The sequence below is a fragment of the Jeotgalicoccus sp. FSL K6-3177 genome (genome assembly GCF_038050175.1).
Lineage (GTDB): Bacteria > Bacillota > Bacilli > Staphylococcales > Salinicoccaceae > Jeotgalicoccus > Jeotgalicoccus nanhaiensis.
Map to the genome: position 1 here is coordinate 2,220,953 of NZ_JBBOSK010000001.1, position 14,840 is coordinate 2,235,792.

Annotated in this window: 14 protein-coding genes; 1 reads left to right on the forward strand and 13 read right to left on the reverse strand. The window is 45.1% G+C overall.

Annotation, left to right across the window (positions count from 1 at the left end; translation table 11 throughout):
• Positions 1-2: 2 nt before the first annotated feature.
• The 9 genes from rlmB to radA all read right to left on the reverse strand — a co-directional run bounded on the left by rlmB (position 3) and on the right by radA (position 8,479).
• A complete protein-coding gene (rlmB, locus tag MHH58_RS11345; protein WP_135099092.1) occupies positions 3-746 on the reverse strand; it encodes a 23S rRNA (guanosine(2251)-2'-O)-methyltransferase RlmB in 744 nt (247 codons plus the stop codon).
• Complete coding sequence (locus MHH58_RS11350; RefSeq protein ID WP_135099094.1) at positions 743-1,144, reverse strand: Mini-ribonuclease 3; 402 nt, start codon at positions 1,142-1,144, stop codon at positions 743-745. The genes rlmB and MHH58_RS11350 overlap by 4 nt, the downstream gene beginning before the upstream one ends.
• Positions 1,137-2,531, reverse strand: coding sequence for a cysteine--tRNA ligase (gene cysS / locus MHH58_RS11355; RefSeq protein WP_341345941.1), 1,395 nt, complete (start codon positions 2,529-2,531; stop codon positions 1,137-1,139). Before cysS ends, MHH58_RS11350 begins: the two co-directional genes overlap by 8 nt.
• On the reverse strand, positions 2,515-3,171 hold the full coding sequence (gene cysE, locus MHH58_RS11360) for a serine O-acetyltransferase (protein WP_341345942.1): 657 nt from the start codon (positions 3,169-3,171) through the stop codon (positions 2,515-2,517). Before cysE ends, cysS begins: the two co-directional genes overlap by 17 nt.
• A gap of 246 nt (positions 3,172-3,417) precedes the next feature.
• Positions 3,418-4,872, reverse strand: a complete 1,455-nt coding sequence (gene gltX / locus MHH58_RS11365) for a glutamate--tRNA ligase (protein WP_167753411.1) — start codon at positions 4,870-4,872, stop codon at positions 3,418-3,420.
• A complete protein-coding gene (ispF, locus tag MHH58_RS11370) occupies positions 4,869-5,354 on the reverse strand; it encodes a 2-C-methyl-D-erythritol 2,4-cyclodiphosphate synthase (protein WP_194194260.1) in 486 nt (161 codons plus the stop codon). The genes gltX and ispF overlap by 4 nt, the downstream gene beginning before the upstream one ends.
• Before the next feature lie 4 nt (positions 5,355-5,358).
• The gene (gene ispD / locus MHH58_RS11375; protein ID WP_135099100.1) at positions 5,359-6,030 is read right to left on the reverse strand and encodes a 2-C-methyl-D-erythritol 4-phosphate cytidylyltransferase; all 672 of its coding nucleotides are present in this window, start codon (positions 6,028-6,030) and stop codon (positions 5,359-5,361) included.
• Entirely contained in the window at positions 6,027-7,085 is a 1,059-nt protein-coding gene (locus MHH58_RS11380) for a PIN/TRAM domain-containing protein (RefSeq protein ID WP_341345943.1), read from the reverse strand. Before MHH58_RS11380 ends, ispD begins: the two co-directional genes overlap by 4 nt.
• Positions 7,086-7,099: 14 nt before the next feature.
• Positions 7,100-8,479, reverse strand: coding sequence for a DNA repair protein RadA (radA, locus tag MHH58_RS11385; protein ID WP_135099104.1), 1,380 nt, complete (start codon positions 8,477-8,479; stop codon positions 7,100-7,102).
• Positions 8,480-8,691: 212 nt separating this feature from the next.
• On the opposite strand from radA, the gene MHH58_RS11390 reads away from it, so the two are divergent.
• Positions 8,692-10,170, forward strand: coding sequence for an anthranilate synthase component I family protein (locus tag MHH58_RS11390; protein ID WP_341345944.1), 1,479 nt, complete (start codon positions 8,692-8,694; stop codon positions 10,168-10,170).
• A gap of 52 nt (positions 10,171-10,222) precedes the next feature.
• Here the strand turns inward: MHH58_RS11390 and MHH58_RS11395 are convergent, their stop codons facing one another.
• The 4 genes from MHH58_RS11395 to MHH58_RS11410 are packed head-to-tail and all read right to left on the reverse strand — an operon-like array spanning position 10,223 to position 14,660.
• Positions 10,223-12,670, reverse strand: a complete 2,448-nt coding sequence (locus MHH58_RS11395; RefSeq protein WP_135099108.1) for an ATP-dependent Clp protease ATP-binding subunit — start codon at positions 12,668-12,670, stop codon at positions 10,223-10,225.
• A 2-nt stretch (positions 12,671-12,672) separates the two neighbouring features.
• Positions 12,673-13,683 (reverse strand): protein arginine kinase, encoded by a 1,011-nt coding sequence (locus MHH58_RS11400; protein ID WP_341345945.1) that lies wholly within the window; start codon positions 13,681-13,683, stop codon positions 12,673-12,675.
• The gene (locus MHH58_RS11405) at positions 13,676-14,188 is read right to left on the reverse strand and encodes a UvrB/UvrC motif-containing protein (protein ID WP_341345946.1); all 513 of its coding nucleotides are present in this window, start codon (positions 14,186-14,188) and stop codon (positions 13,676-13,678) included. The genes MHH58_RS11400 and MHH58_RS11405 overlap by 8 nt, the downstream gene beginning before the upstream one ends.
• 4 nt (positions 14,189-14,192) lie before the next feature.
• A complete protein-coding gene (locus MHH58_RS11410; RefSeq protein ID WP_135099115.1) occupies positions 14,193-14,660 on the reverse strand; it encodes a CtsR family transcriptional regulator in 468 nt (155 codons plus the stop codon).
• Positions 14,661-14,840: the final 180 nt, after the last annotated feature.

Consider the following 14,840-nt stretch of genomic DNA (forward strand, 5'->3'; position numbering starts at 1 on the left):
GATTAATCACGTCCAGGCGGATTCTGCTGACGGTAAACTTCGTACATCAGCAAAGCCGCAGAAACCGAAGCATTCAGGCTCGTAATTTCTCCGGCCATCGGTATCTTAACTGTGAAATCGCATTTTTCCAAAGTTTTTTTACTGATGCCTTCACCTTCGCTGCCGACTACGAGCGCATTGCTGCCGGTCTTCGCATTCATCTCGCGGTAATCAAGCTTCCCGGTGCCGTCGCTGCCGATGACCCAGAAGTTGTTTTCCTTCAGCTTATCGATTGTCTGGTTGATGTTTGTCACCCTGACAACCGGCACATACTCTATTGCCCCGGTCGATGTTTTCGCTACTGTATCCGTCAGCTGCACCGAACGGCGTTTCGGAATAATGACCCCATCAAAACCTGCTGCATCGCAAGTCCTTAAAATTGAACCGAGATTATGAGGATCTTCCAGACCATCAAGAATAATAATATTAGCATTTTTACCTTCAATTTTTTCCAGCAGTTCTTCAAGCGGCATATACTCATGGGCACTGACGAGTGCAACGATACCCTGGTGCCGTTCATCCGTCAGTCCGTCTATTTTATTTTTCGGCACCGCCGAGACGACGACACGCTTTTCTTTCGCCAGGTCCAGAATTTCTTTCAGCTGGCTTTTGTTTACAGTATCCTGCATATAAATCTTATTGATATCGCTGTCCGAACGCAGCAGCTCTTTCACTGCGTGACGTCCTGCTATAACCGAACTGCTCATTGTCCTTCACTCCCGTTTTTAATAATATGAGCCATCAGCTCTGTAATCCGCTGTTCATTCTCCGCCAGTGCGAGATGGCCAATCAGTGCTTCCAGCCCTGAAGCGTTCCGGTATTCTTTAATCGAAGCGTTTTTCGCCCGTGTCGCACTCGATTTATTGCGTGCTTTTCTGGCAATATCCCATTCTTCTTCACTCAGCACTCCCGTCCGTCTCAAAAAGTGCAGTGCATCTGCCTGCGCACGCGCACTGACAAGCTTATTCGCTTCCCGGTGCAGGGCATCGGGTTTTAAATAAGGTTTATTTCTTATTAAATGCTCGCGGATATGCACGGCATAAACTGCATCTCCTAAAAATGCGAGCGACAGCGACGGCACTGCGTCGATCTTAAAATTATCCACGCTTAAACCTCACGCCGTCTTTCGTGTCTTCTAAAACTATGCCTTCAGCTTTTAAACTGTCGCGGATTTCATCTGCCCGTGCAAAATCTTTGTTTTTCCGGGCTGCTTCCCGCTCTTCAATCAGTGTTTCAATTTCTTCGTCCAAAAGCAGTTCTTTTCTGTCGAGACTTACACCGAGAATTTCAGAATATGTTTCGAACACCTTCATAAATTTCTGAAGCACTTCTTTTGATGTCGACGGCTGGCGCAGATATTTGTTCAGTTCGCCCGTCAGTTCGTGCCAGGCCGTAATAGCATTCGCCGTATTGAAATCATCATCCATAAACGCTTCAAACTGCTTAAGGTTATCATCGATTGCAAGGAGCACTTTCTCATCGGCTTCCGTACCGACTGCTTTCTCCGCACGTTCAGCTGCCTGATGATAGCTGTCCTGGATGCGCATCAGACTGTTGCGCGCTGCATCCACAAGCTCGCGGTTATAATTAATCGGATTCCGGTAGTGAACGCTGATCATAAAGTAGCGGAGAACGTTCGGCTCGATTTCTTTAATAATATCGTGCACCAATATAAAATTACCGAGTGATTTCGACATTTTTGTATTATCGATATTGATATAGCCGTTGTGCATCCAGTAGTTTGCGAATGTTTCGTCCGTCATGCACTCACTCTGGGCAATCTCATTTTCATGATGCGGGAAGGTTAAATCCTGTCCGCCCGCGTGAATGTCGATTGTGTCGCCTAGATGCTCACGCACCATTACGCTGCACTCGATATGCCAGCCCGGACGCCCGTTCCCCCACGGAGATTCCCAGTTGATTTCTCCATCCTTCGCCTCTTTCCATAAAGCGAAATCCAGAGGGTCCTGTTTCTTCTCTCCGGCATCGATGCGCGCACCTACCTTCAAATCATCCACTGACTGCTGGGACAGTTTGCCGTAACCGTCAAATGAACGTGTCTTAAAATACACATCTCCTGCCGATTCATAAGCATGACCTTTATCGATCAGCACTTTAATAAATTCAACTATATCCGGCATATGGTCCATTACCCTCGGGTGCACATCTGCTTTCTTCACATTGAGCGCGCCTGTATCTTCAAAGTACGCTTCGATAAAGCGCTCGGCAATTTCCGGCACAGTTTCTCCCAGTTCTTTCGAAGCTTTAATCAGTTTATCGTCTACATCTGTAAAGTTTGATACGTATTTTACTTCATATCCTTTATATTCCAAATAGCGGCGCACTGTATCAAAAGCAATCGCAGGACGCGCATTGCCGATATGAATATAGTTATACACAGTGGGACCGCAGACATACATGCTCACTTTGCCTTCTTCAAGCGGCTTAAAATCTTCTTTCCTTCTTGTAATTGTATTATATATGCGAACCATCTTTTACCTCATTTCCAACTTCTCTTCTGAAGTTATTAATTTCTTTTTCAAGTTCCAGCAGTTTCTCAAACAACGGATCCGGTAAATCCCGATGGTCAAAATTATTATGTTTTCTGACACGCTGTCCGTGCTGCTTTACAATATGACCTGGGATGCCGACAACTGTCGAGTGGGGCGGCACATTTTTTAAAACTACAGAGTTCGCTCCAACGTTCGATGATTCTCCGACGCGGATATTCCCGAGCACTTTCGCGCCTGCTGCAATCAGGACATTATCGTCGATATCCGGATGGCGCTTATGATCTTCTTTACCCGTTCCGCCAAGTGTTACCCCTTGGTAAATCGTTACATCATTGCCGATATTGCATGTCTCGCCGATGACTACACCCATACCATGGTCGATAAACAGCCGTCTGCCGATGTTTGCGCCCGGATGAATTTCTGCGCCCGTCACAAAACGGCTCAGCTGCGAAATCACACGTGCTATTACTTTAAAATTCTTTTTATAAAACCAGTGCGCAATCAGATGCGCCCATACCGCGTGAATACCCGCATATGTAAAAAACACTTCTAAACGGTTTTTCGCTGCCGGGTCGAGTGCCAGTACCATGTCCAAATCTTCTTTCACTCTCTGAAACATCTTCGTCCTCCTAAAATCATAAAAATACGCCTCTGCCCGGTAATCGGACAGAGGCGCTTACGCACGGTTCCACTCTGCTTTGTCACTTTTAATATACAATTCATTCAATATTAAAAGCGCAATTCTGCAAAACGCTTTGTTATCCTTTTCAGCAGACGGATAATCTCTTTGTGTCCAGCGGTTTGCATACTTAACTTTTAACACCTATATCATACGGCACACCGGATGTTATTTCAACAGTCCGGCTTAGATTAAACGCTGAATGCGCTCGAGCACTGCTTCTTTGCCGATTAATGAAATCGAATCCGGCAATTCTGGTCCTTTTGTTTCACCTGTTACTGCCACGCGGATCGGCATAAATAATTTCTTGCCTTTAATGCCTGTCTCTTTTTGGACAGCCTTGATTTCAGCTTTAATTCCTTCAGGTGAAAAGTCCTGAAGTTCTGTGAAATGTTTGTGGAGCGCCGTCATGAGTTCAGGAATATGTTCCTGGTCAAGTACTTCCTGTGCTTCTTCATCAAATTCCACATGATCTTTAAAGAATTGTTCCGACAGTTTTGTAATTTCCGCAGCGTAACTCATCTGCGGCTGATACAGCTGAACGAGCTTGCGCGCCCAGTCGAGTTCCGCTTCGTCTGGATTTTCTGATACTCTGTCCGCTTCTTTCAGAAACGGCAGCGCCATTTCAAAAATTTCTTCAGAGTTTTTCTGTTTCATATACTGGTTGTTAATCCACATTAATTTCTGATTATCGAAAAATGCAGATGCTTTCGACAGTCTATTTTCATCGAAGTTCTCAATCAGTTCTTCTTTCGTAAAGATTTCCTCTTCACCTTCAGGCGACCAGCCGAGGAGCGCAATAAAGTTAAACATTGCATCCGGCAGATAGCCTAATTCTTCGTACTGTTCGATAAACTGAATAATTGAAGCATCGCGTTTTGACAGTTTTTTCTTCTCCGCATTAACAATTAAAGCTGTGTGGCCGAATTCCGGCAGCGGCAAATCGAGCAGTTCGTAAACCATCATTTGTTTCGGCGTGTTTGAAATATGGTCGTCTCCGCGGAGCACGTGGGTGATTTCCATTTCGTGGTCATCGATAACAACCGCAAAATTGTAAGTCGGCACTCCGTCTTTTTTAACGATTACCCAGTCGCCGAAACCGTTCGAGTCAAAAGATACATCACCTTTAACCATATCGTTAAACGTATAAGTTTTGTCTTTGGGCACGCGGATACGTATCGCAGGTTCTCTGCCTTCAGCTTTGAACTGCTCTTCCTGTTCTCTTGTTAAGTTCGCATGCTTACCGCCGTACATTGGTGTCTGGCCGTTTTTCAGCTGTTCTTCTCTTTCAGCTTCCAGTTCTTCTGAAGTCATGTAGCAGCGGTAGGCAAGGTTATTATCCAGCAGCTGCTGAATGTACGGCGCGTAAATATCTCCGCGCTCCGACTGGCGGTAAGGGCCGTAGTCTCCGCCGACATCCACACTTTCATCCCATTCAATACCGAGCCACTTCAAGTAGTTAAGCTGAGAGTCTTCACCTTCGGCCACGTGTCTTGATTTGTCAGTATCTTCTATACGGATAACAAAGTCTCCGCCGTGATGGCGTGCGAATAAATAATTAAATAATGCTGCGCGCGCATTTCCTATGTGCAGGAATCCAGTCGGACTCGGTGCATATCTCACTCTTACTTTACTCATTATTTTGCCTCCTGTTTGTTAAGTAAGACTACCGCTTCACTTGCGATGCCTTCTTCTCTGCCTGTAAATCCTAATTTTTCCGATGTTGTCGCTTTAATATTAACATTTGATATATCCGTCTTCAAAAGTGCAGCCACATTTCCGCGTATATCATCAATATATCCTCTTAATTTCGGCCTTTCAGCAATAACCACAGCATCGATATTGCCGATTTCATAACCCTTTTCGTACATCATGGCAACCACTTCACCGAGCAGGACACCAGAATCTGCATCTTTAAATTTTTCATCTGTGTCCGGGAAAAATTTCCCGATATCGCCAAGAGCAAGTGCACCCAGTATTGAATCTGTAATCGTATGCAGCAGCACATCCGCATCAGAGTGCCCTTTTAAACCAAAATCATGGGGGATTTCCATGCCGCCTAAAATCAGCGGACGGGATGCATCAAATGCATGCACATCATAACCGTGACCGATCCTCATCATCTCACTACTTTCCTTTAAGAATCATATGCGCAAGCTGCAAATCTTCGCTTGTCGTTATTTTAATATTATCATAAGTCGATTCGACTAAATAGACTTCTTTACCCAGCGCTTCCACCATCATCGAGTCATCTGTCACTTCAAGCTTATTCTGTCTCGCATGCTCATACGCCTGTTTTAGAAGACTGCAGTCAAATGCCTGCGGAGTATGTACGGCAATCACTTCATCCCGCCTGAGCGTTTCTTTGACTTTACCGTCAACCACACGTTTCAGCGTGTCTTTTGTTTTCACACCGCAGATAGCCGCTCCGGTCTCTTTGACTTTTCTTTTCAGCCTTGAAAGCACATCATTCGTCAGAAACGGCCTCGCACCGTCGTGTACGAAGATGTAATCTGCATTCCGTACATTGACCAGCGCATTGTATATGCTGTCCTGCCGCTCCGCTCCACCCGCGTGAATACCTGACACTTTATCAGAGTCAGAGAACAGTTCCTTCATAACAGCAGTTTCTTCTCTTCTTACTGCCAGGTGAATCGCCTCGCAGTCCGGGTCTTCTTCAAAATGTCTGACCGTATGTTTAATTACCGGCTCTCCGTTAATTTCAAGCAGTACTTTATTAAATCCGAGGCCCATACGGGTCCCGAGGCCCGCGGCCGGTATAATTACTGTATATTTCATTTATTTTTCTCCAGTTTCGCAAAAACGATTCGTCCCGAATTCGTCTGCAGCACACTCGTCACGATGACGGATACCATTTGATTAATTAAATTCTCTCCATGTTCCACAACGACCATCGTACCGTCTTCAAGATATCCGACACCCTGATTTTCTTCTTTTCCGGTTTTAGATACAAACAGTTCGAAAACATCACCCTGCACAACGACAGTTTTAATTGCGCCGCTCAGTTCATTGACATTAAGAACAGGGATGTCGTGCAGCTGGCATATTTTATTTAAGTTGTAATCCGTCGTTAAAATTGCACCTTTTTCTTTTTTCGCAATATCAATCAGCTGCTGATCGACATCGAGTTTATCATAAGACACCGGCTCAATGCGGACATTCCGGCTCTTCTCCTGCAGGGCATTAAGCATATCCAGTCCCCGCTGGCCTTTTTCCCGCTTAACAGGATCTGTCGCGTCCGCAATCAGCTGCAGCTCATCCAGCACAAATTGCGGGATGATAATCTCGCCTTCCAGAAAACCCGTTTCCACAACATCAATAATCCGTCCGTCTATAATGACACTTGTGTCGATAAACTTCTTCAGCGCTGCATGATTGCCTTCAGCTTTTGACTTGCCCGAAGATTTCGGAAAGAAGTCCAGCACTTCGCTGAATTTTCGGAGCCCGATCATAAATCCTAAATATCCGAGTACTACTGCAAAAATAATCGGTACGATTTCACCTATCAATGGAATATCCAGTGTATTGATTAAAAGAGAGATTAAGACAGCGATTACGAGTCCCAGCATCATTCCAAGCGTGGCAAAAACGATTTCAACCAGACTTCTTGAGAGCAGATAGCCTTCACTTTTTTTCAAAAAATTTTGTGCGTGCGACAGCGTCCAGCCAAATAATAAGAAAAATAAAAAAACACCGAGCGTGCCGCTGATCAGTATGTTATTAAATATCCTCGGCATTTCGAACGGCAGAAGCATCTGCAGTTCCGGAAACAGCCATACACCTAATGAAATACCGATCAGTATATAAACAACATACAGTAAGTATTTGAGCATATTATCCCTCCTTTTTAATCTTTGTGCTGTGCATGTTTAATTGCCTGTTTTAATGTTTTAACTCCGATTGCTTCAATTCCTTCGGGGACATTCACCCCGCTTAAATTAGATGCGGGTACAATCGCGCGTTTGAAGCCGAGCTTGGCTGCTTCCTGCAGGCGCTGTTCTATCTTGGTAACCCGTCTTATTTCGCCGGTTAGTCCCACTTCCCCGATGAAACAGTCGTCCCCGCGCACCGCTATATTCTGGAAGCTCGATGCGATACTGATAATAACGCTTAAATCTACTGCAGGCTCATCGAGTTTCACTCCGCCCGCTACTTTAATATAAGCGTCATGCTGCTGCATCAGCAGCCCTTCCGATTTTTCAAGCACTGCCATTAAGAGCGACAGCCGGTTTGTATCTACACCGGTCGCCATGCGTCTCGGATTATGGAAGTGTGTCGGCGTGACCAGAGACTGCACTTCAACAAGCATTGCCCGCGTCCCTTCCATCGTTGCAACGATTGCCGACCCCGGAGCATTTTTGGAACGTTCTTCCAGAAAGATTTCCGATGGATTCAGCACTTCTTCCAGACCTTTTGCTTTCATTTCGAATATACCCATTTCGTTCGTCGAACCGAAACGGTTTTTAACAGCGCGCAGTATACGGTATGTGTGGTGCTGATCTCCTTCGAAATAAAGCACAGTATCTACCATGTGCTCAAGCAGTCTCGGCCCGGCAATCTGACCGTCTTTTGTTACATGTCCAACGATAAAGGTCGCAATGTTATTGCCTTTTGCAATGTTCATAATCGACTGCGTGCTTTCTCTTACCTGGGCAACACTGCCCGGTGCGCTCGTTACATCCGGATGGAACACGGTCTGAATCGAGTCTATAATCAGAAAGTCAGGTTTTAACCTTTTAATTTCTTCATGAATATATAATAAGTTCGTTTCGCAAAAAACGGTCAAATCCGATGATGTCTCCGTAATACGGTCTGCCCGCATTTTAATCTGTTCAAGTGATTCCTCTCCTGAAACATAAAGCACATTATGATTTTCAGCTAAAATCAATGCCGTCTGCAGTAAAATTGTCGATTTCCCAATCCCGGGGTCACCGCCGATTAAAATGAGGGAGCCGTTTACGATACCGCCGCCGAGCACACGGTCGAATTCTCCGGAGCGCGTTGTCGTCCTCGGTGTATCCTGTTTTTTTATCGTTGTTAATTTAGTCGCGCGGGAACGGTCTTCAGAGGGTGTCTTCCCCAGCGTGCCGCGGCCCGGCGCAGATTCTTTATGCACTATTTTTTCTTCAAGCTGGTTCCATGCTCCGCAGTTCGGGCATTTACCCATCCACTTCGGCGTCTCATAGCCGCAGGCCATACATTCAAATGATACTTTTGCTTTTGCCATTCGTGTATATTCTCCCCCAATTATATTTACGTATTACTATTGTATTATTTATTTCAGCTTATTTAAAGACAGAAGCCTGTGAGATTAATGATATTGCAGAATATTGTTCGTTCCTTCACAAAATGTTTTCAGACTATTCCATCAGTACAGTTGCAAAACACTTTCAGCTTCTTTAAGATATGTTCATATTCTTAAAAAGAAAAGGAGATTCTATGCAGTCATTTAATGATTTTTCCAAAAGCGCCGGGTCGTACAAGACTTTGCCGCTGATTGAAAGTTTTTACACCGACGTACTCACACCGATTCATATGTTCAATGCCTTAAAAGACGACGCGCTGTATATTTTAGAAAGTCAGGACCCTGCATCAGAATGGTCGAATTATTCATTTATCGGCCTGGATCCTTTTATCGATATAAGTGAAGCGGAGAACGGTTTTCTTATGACCGACCTCGACACAGATAAAACGTTTACCTTCACCACTTTGCAGGAAGCACTTGATTATGCCGGAAATTATGTCGATGCATATACTGACAGCATTGACCTGCCGTTTAAAGGTGGCGCTGTCGGCTACATCAATTACGAGGCCGTGCAGGATCTCGCCGGCATTGAGCCGCGGAGTGTCGGCCGGCACGGTAATTATCAATTCGTTTTCACACGGACGCTGATTGCCTACGATCACCGCAAACAGCAGACTTCCATCATTTCTTTTGAAAATCCCGAACGCTTTGAAAGTGTTAAAGATACATATAACACTTTGAAAACACGTATCCATTCATTAAAAAAACAGCTGCAAAATAATATTCAGCTCGAGGATTTAATGCTCTCAAGAAGACAGGCGGAAAATCCGCAACTGACTTTTACAAGCAATTATCAGGAAGCTGATTTTAAAAGCGATGTCGATGTGATAAAAAATTATATCTGCCGCGGCGAAATAGATCAGGCCGTACTTTCCCAGCGCTTTGATACAGTGACGCAATGTTCGGGATTTGAGCTGTACCGGATTTTAAGAAACATCAATCCGTCGCCCTACATGTTTTATTTAAATTTCTCTAACGCAGAGCTGATCGGCAGTTCTCCCGAACGCCAGCTGCAGGTTAAAGACAAGATACTTGAAATTCATCCGATTGCCGGCACGAGAAGACGCGGTGCGACGCCGCAGGAAGACGAAGCAATCGCACAGGAACTGCTCTCTGATGAAAAAGAAATTGCCGAACATAAAATGCTCGTCGAATTAGCTTTGGATGAGTTTCGTAAAGTGTCAGTGAAGGACAGCGTTGAAGTCAGCCGCTATATGACAATCGGCCGCTTCTCCGAAGTGATGCATATTATCAGCGTTGTTAATGGAACCCTCCGAAACGATGTCTCACCGATTGAAGCTTTCTTCAATTCATTTCCGGCAGGCACGCTGACCGGTGCGCCGAAAACACGCGCCATGGAAATCATCCGCGAGCTCGAACCCGACAGCCGGGGTTTGTACGGCGGATGTATTCTGTATTACGGTTTCGACGGCAATATGGATTCATGCATTACGATACGGACAATGATTTTGGAAGACAATATAGTCAGCGTCCAGGCCGGCGCCGGTGTTGTTGCCGATTCCACTCCGGAAGGCGAATACCAGGAAACTGTCAACAAGGCGAGTGCGCTGTTCAACGCGATTAATCTTGCAGAAGAAGTTTTCCATTCTTAATTTATGTAAGTAAAACCCCAATCCTCAATTTCTTGAGCGATTGGGGTTTCTTTTATGGTTGTTCGACTGTATCAGCCGCTCTGTCTTTAGTCTCTACGGTAAATTCATCATTTTTATAATCTACTGTAACCAGCTTGTTTTCAAAGCTTTCACCGCTAAGCAGCGATTCACTGAGCGTATCCTCAATATTCTTCTGAATACTTCTCGCAAGCGGGCGCGCTCCGTATTCCGGATCGTAGCCTTCTTCTGCGATGCGTTCAGTCGCTTTTTCTGTCACTTCAATGTGAATGTTCTGATCGGACAGACGTTCGCGCAGCTGGTCAATCATCAGACTGACAATTTCTTTAAGATGCTCTTTCTCCAGTTTATGGAACACGATGATGTCGTCTACCCTATTAATAAATTCAGGTCTGAAAGTATTCTTAAGCTCTTTCATCATTGTGCTGCGTACATTTTCGTAACTTTCTGCAGCAGCTCCGCCGAAACCGACGAATCTCTGATCCTGAAGTTCACGTGCACCCACGTTTGATGTCATTACGATAATCGTGTTGCGGAAGTCGACTGTTCGGCCGTTGGAATCTGTCAGGCGGCCGTCATCCAGTACCTGAAGCAGCATATTGAAAACGTCAGGGTGCGCTTTTTCTATCTCGTCAAACAGTACAAGAGAGTATGGCTTTCTTCTCACTTTCTCCGTCAGCTGACCGCCGTCATCATAGCCGACATAACCCGGAGGTGAACCGACAAGCCGGGAGACTGAGTGTTTCTCCATATACTCACTCATGTCTACCCGGATCATTGCATCTTCCTCGCCGAACATCGTTTCGCTGAGCGCTCTGGCAAGTTCTGTCTTCCCGACACCTGTCGGTCCGAGGAAGATAAAGCTGCCGATAGGACGTTTAGGATTTTTAAGTCCTGCCCGCGCCCGTCTGACTGCTTTTGAAATAGATGTGACTGCATCGTTCTGACCGATGACACGTTCGTGTAAAATCGATTCAAGATTTAACAGTCTGTCCGATTCATCTTCTGCTATTTTAGCAAGCGGAATACCTGTAATACCTGCAACGACAAGTTCAATATCCGCCGGTGTTACCGACTGAGACGAGTCACCCTGCTCTTTTTTCCAGTTTTCCTCGCATTCTTTCACCTGGCGTTCGATTTTCGTCTGCTGATCGCGGTAATTCGCCGCCGCTTCAAATTCCTGGCTCTGCACTGCCGCATCTTTTTCTTTTTTCACAGTTTCAAGCTCTGTTTCGAGATCCTTTAAGTCGGGCGGCGCCGCATAGCTTCTTAATCTGACTTTGGAAGAAGCTTCATCGATTAAATCGATGGCTTTATCCGGCAGGAAGCGGTCCTGAATGTAACGGTCACTCATGCGTACTGCCGCTTCAAGCGCTTCATCTGTAATTGTCAGACGGTGGTGCGCTTCATATCGGTCGCGCAATCCTTTCAGAATAAGCACTGCATCGTCAGCATTCGGTTCATCAACCATTACAGGCTGGAAACGGCGTTCGAGCGCTGCATCTTTTTCAATGTGCTTGCGGAACTCATCGAGAGTTGTCGCACCGATACACTGCAGTTCACCGCGGGCCAGTGCTGGTTTCAGAATGTTTGAGGCGTCAATCGCACCTTCTGCACCGCCGGCGCCGATCAGTGTGTGCAACTCATCAATAAAGAGCACGACGTTACCCGCTTTATGAATTTCATCCATTACTTTTTTCATACGTTCTTCAAATTCACCGCGGTATTTAGTTCCCGCAACAACTGTACCCATATCAAGTGACATCACTCGTTTGCCTTTTAAGTTCTCAGGGATTTCATTGTTGATAATAGCCTGAGCCAGTCCTTCTGCAATCGCAGTTTTACCTACGCCGGGCTCACCGATTAAGACCGGGTTGTTTTTCGTTCTGCGGCTCAGTATTTCCACTACACGCGTAATTTCGTCCGCACGGCCGATAACCGGGTCGAGACGCTCTTCTCTCGCAATCTGCGTTAAATCACGGGCCAGCGAATCGAGCGTCGGCGTGTTCGTATCTTTTTCGACGCTGCTGTGCGACTGGAATGATTCGGGATTGCCGAGCATTTTAATAACAGCTGCCCGCGCTTTTGTAATGTTTAAATCCAGATTTGCCAGTACGCGTGCTGCAACACCCTCGCTCTCACGAATTAAACCGAGCAGCAGGTGTTCTGTACCGACAAAATTATGATGCAGTTTGCGCGCTTCATCCATCGACAGTTCGATAACCTTTTTAGCACGAGGCGTGTAATGTATCGAAGACGCTTTTTCTGTCCCCGTATTAATCAAATTATGAACTTCTTCATTAACCCGCTGTTCATCAATATTAAATGAGGCAAGAACTTTCGCTGCGATGCCTTCTCGTTCTTTGACCAGGCCGAGCAGCAGATGCTCCGTACCGATATTAGAATTTTTTAAGGTGATTGCTTCTTCCTGTGCATACGCCAGTACTTTCTGGGCACGCTCTGTTAGTTTACCAAACAGCATATTTATTTCCCTCCTAGTAATTCACGCATTAAGGCTGCCCGCGCACTTTCCGCGACAATACCAGGTGAATCGTCTTCTTCTGTATTTACACGTTCTTTCACAAAGGCCGGCTGTATAAGCTGAAACCATTCTTGAAAATTAAAATTTTCAAGTTCAATATACGATAGATCAAGACCGAGTTTCACATTGCTTAAATGCATCGACGCTTCTTTTAAAGACAGCTTGTAAGCATGTTGCAGAATGCCGAGTGAACGGTTAACTGCATCCAGTGTATCAAGTGTCATTAAATGCTGTCTTGCCATACGTTCTTCTTCGATTAAGCGATTCTTCAGCTCACTCAAATTATTAATAATGACTCTTTCTTCGAATCCGAGTGTTACCTGATTGGAAAGCTGGTAGACGGAACCCAGCGGTTCTGAACCTTCCCCGTATATACCACGCAGGGTAAATCCGAAACGTGTCAGGTTATTATGAAAACGCTGAATTTTGTTCGTCGCCGCGAGCGCCGGCAGATGCAGCATAACAGACGCTCTCATGCCGGTTCCGATATTGGTCGGACACGCTGTTAAATAACCGTACTGTTCATCAAATGCATATTCTATCTTTTCTTCCAATGTATCATCAACTGATTCCGCTTTATCATAAAGCGCCTCGAGAGTAGTATTTGTACCCAGCGCCTGTATGCGGATATGATCTTCCTCGCCGAGCATAATCGAAATATCTTCATCACCGTTAATAAATACACGAGTACCGCGTCTCGCAAAATTGGGGCTGATTAAATGCTTCTCAACAAGCAGCGCTCTGTCTTGCGCAGACAAACCGTCGAGAGAGGCCAGGCTGTAACCGGGCAGCATTTTTGACACCAGGCCTCCGAGCGCTTCGAGATCTTCATCATCTTCCAGCATATGGGTGAACGGTACGCCTTTAATATTGCGGGCGAGACGGATTCTGGATGACATTTCTATTTCTGTATTTACCGCATCACGAATCCACGTACTTGTATGTCTATTCATGCGCCCCACCGTCCTTCAGTTCCTGTATCTGATCGCGGATGACCGCTGCTTCTTCAAAAGCCTGTGTTTTCACTTTTTCCTGCAGTGTTCTTTCAAGCGTTTCGATATCGCGTTTCAACTTTAAAGTATCGTGCGCCTGCGACGGTATTTTCCCAATATGACGCTGCTGGTTGAGTTGTACACGTGTAACGATTTCCGGCACATAGCGTTCGAAATACTCGTAGCAGTGGCTGCATCCGAATAAACCGTTCTTCACAATACTTTGCAGTGTCGCACCACAGGTCGGGCAGGCATACTCTTCTGTTTCTGCCTGATCACGCTTTGAATTACCGGCAAGCATTTTTAACAGCGTTTGAATATCAAACGGATTATCTGTCTGGTTATAATTTATATCCATCGATTGATTGGCGCATTGTTCACACAAATACTGCTCCTGGTGAGTGAGCCCCGAACCTTTCGAAATATGAATTGCCGCTTCACGCTCGTTGCATATTTCACATTTCATATCATCACTCCTTAGCATAGAGTATAGCTGTAATTATACGGCGTAAAATTTTCGCTCTTAAAATATCTCTGTAAGGCAGCTCAAGCGATAAAATTTCGCGTTTCATCACTGCATCTATAATTTGTGCTTCTCTGTAAGTAATCACTTCGTTTTCATACATAGACTGAACCAGATGTTCTGCATTTAACTGAGAAATGTTTTCCCCGATTAAATTCTGAAGATGTGCAAGGTACTCGGTTTCAGAATGCACCTCCACCTTAGTGATTCTTATGTAGCCGCCCCCGCCGCGTTTACTTTCCACTACATATCCGTGTTCGTTTGTAAAACGGGTTTTTATGACATAGTTTAACTGTGACGGTACACAATCAAATTTTTCAGCGATGTGCGCGCGTTTAATCTCAACGGCTTCATTGCCAGACTGTTCAATCATATCTTTTAAATACTGCTCAATAATATCCGACATGTTACGCATATCATCACTCCTTCTGACCAACTTTGACTAAAGTATACAGGCTGTGCGTTTTTTTGGCAAATCTCTTGTTTATATTTTTAGAAATACCTTTCTTTCTGCAAACGTTTGCATTATAATAATTCGGTATCGCGTTTACGCGGCATTTACTTTATAATAAAATGGAAACATATACATAGAGTA

Coding starts and splice junctions, on each gene's coding strand:
- rlmB (WP_135099092.1), bottom strand. CDS start 746: ATGAGCAGTTCGGTTATAGCAGGACGTCACGCAGTGAAAGAGCTGCTG.
- cysS (WP_341345941.1), bottom strand. CDS start 2,531: ATGGTTCGCATATATAATACAATTACAAGAAGGAAAGAAGATTTTAAG.
- cysE (WP_341345942.1), bottom strand. CDS start 3,171: ATGTTTCAGAGAGTGAAAGAAGATTTGGACATGGTACTGGCACTCGAC.
- ispF (WP_194194260.1), bottom strand. CDS start 5,354: ATGATGAGGATCGGTCACGGTTATGATGTGCATGCATTTGATGCATCC.
- ispD (WP_135099100.1), bottom strand. CDS start 6,030: ATGAAATATACAGTAATTATACCGGCCGCGGGCCTCGGGACCCGTATG.
- MHH58_RS11380 (WP_341345943.1), bottom strand. CDS start 7,085: ATGCTCAAATACTTACTGTATGTTGTTTATATACTGATCGGTATTTCA.
- radA (WP_135099104.1), bottom strand. CDS start 8,479: ATGGCAAAAGCAAAAGTATCATTTGAATGTATGGCCTGCGGCTATGAG.
- MHH58_RS11390 (WP_341345944.1), top strand. CDS start 8,692: ATGCAGTCATTTAATGATTTTTCCAAAAGCGCCGGGTCGTACAAGACT.
- MHH58_RS11395 (WP_135099108.1), bottom strand. CDS start 12,670: ATGCTGTTTGGTAAACTAACAGAGCGTGCCCAGAAAGTACTGGCGTAT.
- MHH58_RS11400 (WP_341345945.1), bottom strand. CDS start 13,683: ATGAATAGACATACAAGTACGTGGATTCGTGATGCGGTAAATACAGAA.
- MHH58_RS11405 (WP_341345946.1), bottom strand. CDS start 14,188: ATGAAATGTGAAATATGCAACGAGCGTGAAGCGGCAATTCATATTTCG.
- MHH58_RS11410 (WP_135099115.1), bottom strand. CDS start 14,660: ATGCGTAACATGTCGGATATTATTGAGCAGTATTTAAAAGATATGATT.